This is a genomic window from Collinsella sp. AF02-46-1, assembly GCF_003465825.1.
Classification (GTDB): Bacteria; Actinomycetota; Coriobacteriia; order Coriobacteriales; family Coriobacteriaceae; genus Collinsella.
Genome location: NZ_QSBV01000037.1, coordinates 1 through 5,318, shown reverse-complemented (window position 1 = coordinate 5,318; position 5,318 = coordinate 1). Strand labels below are relative to the sequence as shown.

Annotated in this window: 3 protein-coding genes; 2 read left to right on the top strand and 1 reads right to left on the bottom strand. The window is 62.0% G+C overall.

Features of this window, described 5'->3' with window-relative positions; all coding sequences use genetic code 11:
* Positions 1-165: 165 nt before the first annotated feature.
* Entirely contained in the window at positions 166-603 is a 438-nt protein-coding gene (locus tag DWV20_RS09660) for a universal stress protein (RefSeq protein WP_006235921.1), read from the bottom strand.
* Positions 604-851: 248 nt separating this feature from the next.
* Between DWV20_RS09660 and DWV20_RS09655 the strand changes: the two genes are divergently transcribed.
* Both DWV20_RS09655 and DWV20_RS09650 read left to right on the top strand, forming a co-directional pair.
* On the top strand, positions 852-1,832 hold the full coding sequence (locus DWV20_RS09655) for an undecaprenyl-diphosphate phosphatase (protein ID WP_118256883.1): 981 nt from the start codon (positions 852-854) through the stop codon (positions 1,830-1,832).
* Positions 1,833-2,059: 227 nt separating this feature from the next.
* Complete coding sequence (locus DWV20_RS09650; RefSeq protein WP_118256882.1) at positions 2,060-4,960, top strand: ATP-dependent helicase; 2,901 nt, start codon at positions 2,060-2,062, stop codon at positions 4,958-4,960.
* The last annotated feature ends 358 nt before the right edge of the window (positions 4,961-5,318 follow it).

The following is a 5,318-nucleotide window of genomic DNA, read 5'->3' as shown; positions in this document are numbered from 1 at the left end:
AACGGATGTTCTATCGGGACACACATTTTGTCCTATAAGCCCTGAAGTAAGGCTGCGAAGGCCGCGGGGCCGGGAGGGGTTTCCTAAGGGCACATCCCGCAGCCGCAACGCGGCGAGGACGTGCCCGTGGAAACCCCGCAGGCCCCGCGGCCGGTGGGAGCAACGCTACTTCACGACCAAAATGTCGCAGTCCGTATTGCGCAGCAGGAACGTCGAAATCGAACCCAGCAGCGCATACTTGATCGAGGACAGGCCGCGGGCGCCGCAGAGCACCAGGTCGGGCTTGACCACGTCGAGCATCTCGTCTTTGAGCGTCTCACGAATACGGCCGGCGCGAATCATGACTTCGACCTCGGGAATGTCGGGATTGGCCTTGGCCTCTTCGAGCTGCTTGGCGATGGAGTTCTTAAATGCCTCCTCTAGGCCGTTGACCAGATCGACCGGATAGGAACCGGCGCTCTCGAGCGCCGTGGAATCGATAACGTGGCCGATGATTAGCTTGGCGCCGTTGTTCGCGGCGACCTTGATGGCGCGTGCGAGCACAAAATCCTGCTGTTCAGTACCGTCGAGTGAAACAAATACCTTGGTGTAGCCCTCGTTCATGGTTTCCTCCTTGGTCTATCGCACGGGCACGGGGCTCGTGCATCGGGCGGGCGCGGGCGCGTTGGCCGCCGGACACTTTATCTTGTTGCAGTTATACCCAAGGATTTGGGTTTGACCGCTCGCAATTCTGTGAACGGGCGAGTTTTTTGGTAAGGGTAGGCGCAGGCGCGCCGCCAACGGTTGATAATGGGACATCGCCCGCACCGTCCGCAGAACAATATCGGCGGGTGTCTAACGAGGGGGTCCCTTTGGATATCATCGAGCTTTTAAAATCTGCCTTCATGGGCCTGGTCGAGGGCATCACCGAATGGCTGCCTGTTTCGTCGACCGGTCACATGATCTTGGTGGACGAGTTCGTCAAGATGAACGTGAGCGAGACGTTCTGGAACATGTTCCTGGTCGTGATTCAGCTTGGCGCCATTTTGGCCGTCTGTGTGCTGTTCTTCCATGAGCTCAATCCGTTCTCGCCCAGCAAGGGCAAGGAGGGCCGTCACGACACCTGGGTGCTGTGGGGCAAGATTGTGCTCGGTTGCATTCCTGCGGCGGCGATCGGCCTGCCGCTCAACGACTGGATGGAGGAGCATTTCTACAATGCTCCCGTCGTGGCGCTGGCGCTCATTGTGTACGGCGTGCTGTTTATCGTGATCGAGAACTGGCGCGCGAGCAAGCGCGAGGAAATGGCCGTTGCCGGTTCGTTTGGTTCGCGTGCTGTGGTGTCGGGTGAACGTCCCGCCGGTGCGCACTTTGCGGCGCCCGCCACGGCTACCGCTGAGGATGAGGACGATGACGAGAATCTGGACTTTGGTTCCATCGTCACGCTCGAGGATCTAAGCTGGAAGACTGCGCTGGGTATCGGCTGCTTCCAAGTGCTTTCGCTGGTGCCTGGTACGTCTCGCTCCGGTTCTACCATCATCGGCGGCCTGCTTTTGGGCTGCACGCGCTCGGTGGCGTCTAAGTTCACGTTCTTCCTGGCCATCCCTGTCATGTTTGGCGCGAGTGCGCTCAAGCTGGTCAAGTACTTCATCAAGGGCGGCACGTTCGGCACCAACGAGATCGCCATCTTGGGCGTGGGCTGCGCCGTCGCCTTTGTGGTGTCGCTCATTGCCATCAAGTGGCTTATGGGCTTCGTTCGCCGTCACGACTTCAAGTGCTTCGGCGTCTACCGCATCATCCTGGGCATCGTGGTGCTCGCGTACTTCTTCGTTCTGGAGCCTATGCTCGGCCTGTAACTTGGTTGACGCTGCGCGGCGGCCAGAGCGACAACTTGTCATTCAACGAGGGCGGCATGACCAAAAGGTCTATGCTGCCCTCTTTTTTGGGCGATGGGGTGGGTCCGATGGTGGCGCACGGAGTCGCGGTGTGATTTGCGTCGGTGTCCGTGCGGCTCGGTATACTGGTACGGCTCAAACTATGGCGCTGCCCGCAGGCGCGCCGTCCGTCAGATGAGGAGTCGCCCATGACCCAGCCCCTGCCCTGGGAAAAGAATGCCGCGGTACCCGTGCCGCCCGCGCCGGAACCCGTGCCGCTCGATGCATACACCGCCCCCGCCGCGCCGGAGTCCGAGCTCGTCCCGCTCGACATCTACGACGCTCCCGCGCCGGCGCCCAAGCCTGTCAAGCCGCTCGTCGACATCGACAGCCTTAACCCCGCCCAGCGCGAGGCCGTCCTGACCACCGAGGGCCCGTTGCTGGTCCTTGCCGGTGCTGGCTCGGGCAAGACCCGCGTCTTGACCTTCCGCATCGCTCATATGCTCGGCGACCTGGGCGTTAAGCCTTGGCAGGTTCTTGCCATCACGTTTACCAACAAGGCCGCTGCCGAGATGCGCGAGCGTCTGGCGGCACTCATCCCAAGCGGCACTCGTGGCATGTGGGTGTGCACCTTCCATGCCATGTGCGTGCGCATGCTGCGCGAGGACGCCGACCTGCTGGGCTATACCGGTCAGTTCACCATCTACGATGACGACGACTCAAAGCGCATGGTGCGCGACATTATGCAGGCGCTCGGCATTGAGCAAAAGCAGTTCCCCATCAACATGATCCGCAGCAAGATCAGCTCGGCCAAAAACGCCATGATTGGGCCCGAGGACATGCTCAAATCCGCTGACAGCCCCAATGACAAAAAGGCCGCGCAGGTCTACTTGGAGCTGGAGCGCCGCCTGCGCGCCGCCAACGCGATGGACTTCGACGACCTGCTCGTGCGCACGCTCGAGCTGCTGCGCACCCGCCCCGAGGTGCTCGACAAGTATCAAGAGCGCTTCCGCTACATTAGCGTCGACGAGTATCAGGACACCAACCACGTCCAGTACGAGATCGCCAACCTGCTGGCCGCCAAGTACCAAAACCTTATGGTCGTGGGCGACGACGACCAGTCCATTTACAGCTGGCGTGGCGCCGACATCACCAACATCCTGGACTTTGAGCAGGACTTTAAAAACTGCAAGACCGTCAAGCTGGAGCAGAACTATCGCTCTACGGGCCATATCCTGAGCGCCGCCAATGCCGTTGTTCGCCACAACTCGCAGCGCAAGGACAAGCGCCTGTTTACGGCCGAGGGCGATGGCGAGAAGATTCAGGCTTTCCAGGCAAGCGACGAGCGCGACGAGGGTCGCTGGATTGCCGGCGAGATCGAGAAGCTGCATGCCAAGGGTACGAGCTACGACGATATCGCCGTGTTCTACCGCACCAACGCCCAGTCGCGTATCCTCGAAGATATGTTCCTGCGCGCGGGCGTGCCCTACAAGATCGTCGGCGGCACGCGATTCTTCGACCGCGCCGAGATCCGCGATGTCATGGCCTACCTCAAGATGATCGTGAACCCGGCCGACGAGATGAGCGTCAAGCGCGTCATCAACACGCCGCGCCGCGGCATCGGCTCCACCTCGATCCAAAAGATCGAGCAGCTGGCGCGCGACAACCGCTGCTCGTTCTTCCAGGCCTGCGAGATCGCAACAGCCGAGACGGGCATGTTTAGTGCCAAGGTGCGCAACGGCCTGTCGAGTTTTGTGGCGCTGGTGCGCGAGGGCCGTCGCATGGACGGCGAGCTCAAGGATGTCGTCGAGATGATTGTCGACAAGACGGGCCTGCTGCAGGCGTTTCGCGCCGAGGGCACCATGGAGTCCGAGAGCCGCGCCGAGAACATCCAGGAATTCCTGGGCGTCGCCGCCGAATTTGAGGAGACGCACGAGGATATCGAGGGCACGCTCGAGAGTCTAGAAGAGCTGCGCGCAGCCGGTGTTGCCGACGTGCCTGCCGGCGCCGAGTCCGAGCCCGTCGTGGTGAGTGCGCCCACGCCTGAGCCGGGGCCGTCTGCACCGGCATCCTCGTTTGAGGCACTCGTCGGCGCTCGTGACGCCGCGGGTTCCAATCCGCTCGATAGCCTAGCTGCCCCGGCGCTCTCGCCGCAGGATGCCTTGGCCGCCGCCATCGCGGGCAACGCGTATGCCGTGCCAACAGAGCTATCGGCGGGCGCCGTGCATGCCGACGAGATCGAGCGCACCTACGGTCCGCTCACCTGTAAGGCGCTGCCGGCACTCATGGAGTGGCTGGCCCTACGCTCCGACTTGGATTCCCTGGCAGGCGAGACGCATGCCATTACCATGATGACCATCCACTCCGCCAAGGGCCTGGAGTTCCCGGCGGTGTTCGTGGCCGGCATGGAGGAGGGCATCTTCCCGCACGTGCACGACTTTGGCGGCAGCGATGATCCGGGCAAGCTCGAGGAGGAGCGTCGCCTGGCCTACGTTGCCATCACGCGTGCCCGTAAGCGCCTGTTCCTGACCTATGCGGCCACGCGTCGCACTTACGGCTCGACTTCTGCCAACCCGCGCTCGCGCTTCCTCAACGAGATTCCGTTTGAGGATATCGAGTTTAGCGGTATCGGTTCTGCCGGTTTTGAGGGCACGGGCTGGGAGAAGCGCGGCGACCGTCACGGCACCTTTGGCTCGGGCATGGGCTCGGATATGTATGGCGGCAAGGTGTTCGGTTCGCATACGCGCTCGACCGGCGGCTCCGGATCGCGCGGCGGATCGAGCTTCGACGATTTCTTTGGTGGCAGCAGCTACGGGACCGAGCGCCATCGTGGGGTCTCGCCCGACGCCGGCCGTGTTGCCTCGACCTTTGGCTCGGGCGCGCCGCGAGCTAAAAAGCCGTCGTCCAAGGTATCGCCGACGGTGGAGCGCAAGGTCGACCGCGCCAGCGCGTCGCAGGACTTTGCCGCGGGCGATACCGTGAGCCACAAGACCTTTGGCACCGGTACCGTGATCTCGGTCGCCGGAGACATGATCGAGGTTCAATTCGAAAAAACCGGCCAGACTAAAAAGCTCATGAAAGGTTTTGCACCGATCGTCAAGCTGTCGTAATCCCGGCGGACCTGGGTGGGCGTATAGGGCAACATCGCCTGCTCGGGCAGTCCTGCGCAAGACGGAGAGCACGTTAAGTGCTCTCCTTTGCGTGCGGAACTCGCGATCGATGTTGCCCCATACGCCCTCCCAGGTCCTTTGATAACGCTGCTTGCGAACGTCGCTTTGCTCGTTCGTTTTTTGGTCTGGAGAGCCGGGTGGGCTGATAGCTAGATATGGCAAGGGGCTCCTCCGTTGATGAACGGGGGAGCCCCTTGTTGCGTTGTGATTGTTGTTGCTAGTCGGAGGCTCGCCGGGACGGGGCGCGGGGTTTGGTCGATCGCGAGTTCCGCACGAGCCGGAGAGCACTTAATGTGCT